This is a genomic window from Streptococcus sp., from assembly GCF_019414905.1.
Lineage (GTDB): Bacteria > Bacillota > Bacilli > Lactobacillales > Streptococcaceae > Streptococcus.
Genome location: NZ_DXLC01000051.1, coordinates 1 through 1,067 on the forward strand (window position 1 = coordinate 1; position 1,067 = coordinate 1,067).

Consider the following 1,067-nt stretch of genomic DNA (forward strand, 5'->3'; position numbering starts at 1 on the left):
AATATATTTCTCAATGGCACGCGCAACGCCGTCTTCTTCGTTGCTTGCTGTAACGTCATCAGCTAGGGATTTGACATAATCGCTGGCATTTCCCATTGCAATCCCAAGGCCTGCAAACTGGAGCATTTCGATATCGTTATTGGCATCACCCATGGCCATAATTTCTGATGGTTCAATCTGCAAAATCTCAGCTAGTCGAGAAAGAGCGGTAGCCTTTGTCGTTCCCAGTGGCATGGCTTCATAAATAACAGGCTGCGAACGAACTCCACTAAATCGTTGGCAGAGTTCTGTAGCAAAACGCTCTTCAAAATCGTCTGTTTGACTCTCTGTCCCCAAAAACATCCCTTGGAACATCCGGTACTTGCCACTAGTCGCTTCCTCAAGAGAAATTTCAGTCAGGTCTGAAAAGACTAGCTTGGCATCATTTTGAACGATTTCAGTAGGCTTACCACCGAGGACAAAATAATGTTCCTCATCAAAAAGAGTCAACTGAACATCACTTTTTTCAGCTAGGTCATAGAGGTATTCGATGTCTGCTGGACTAAGTTCTTGCCAGTCAACTAGTCCCCAGTCACTTGTCTGGTGAGTTGAGCAACCGTTGTTAACAATCACATACTCATTCTGGATGTCAAGCCCCAGTTTTTGATAGTAGGGGAGGACACCGAAAAGGGGACGACCCGTACAAAGTACCAGTTTGACCCCTTTTTCGATAGCTTGGTGAATGGCAGTAATGTGGGCTTGTGGGATTTCCTTGGCTTCATTGAGGAGGGTTCCGTCCATATCCAAGGCTAGTAGTTTAATCATAAGACTTCCTTCTTTATCTTTTGGTATTATTATAGCATATTTTAGAAAATAAAATGGTAAAAGGAACGAGACTAATTGATTTTACAGTTTAGGATATTTGGAGAACATTTATTAGAAAAGGTTACACGTTATTCAATTAAGTAGATAATTATATTTGGCAAGCTGGTCAAAAAAACAGAGGATTTAAGATGAAAAATGTGTTATTCATCTTAAATCCTCTGTTTTCCTTAATTTTTTACAAATCAACTTGATTAGACGTGGAG

Annotated in this window: 1 protein-coding gene; it reads right to left on the minus strand. The window is 40.8% G+C overall.

Annotated features, from left to right (window positions below; translation table 11 throughout):
* The coding region (locus QZ359_RS01290; RefSeq protein WP_293954552.1) for a Cof-type HAD-IIB family hydrolase at positions 1–804 on the minus strand (804 nt) is incomplete at its 3' end.
* Positions 805–1,067 lie beyond the last annotated feature (263 nt).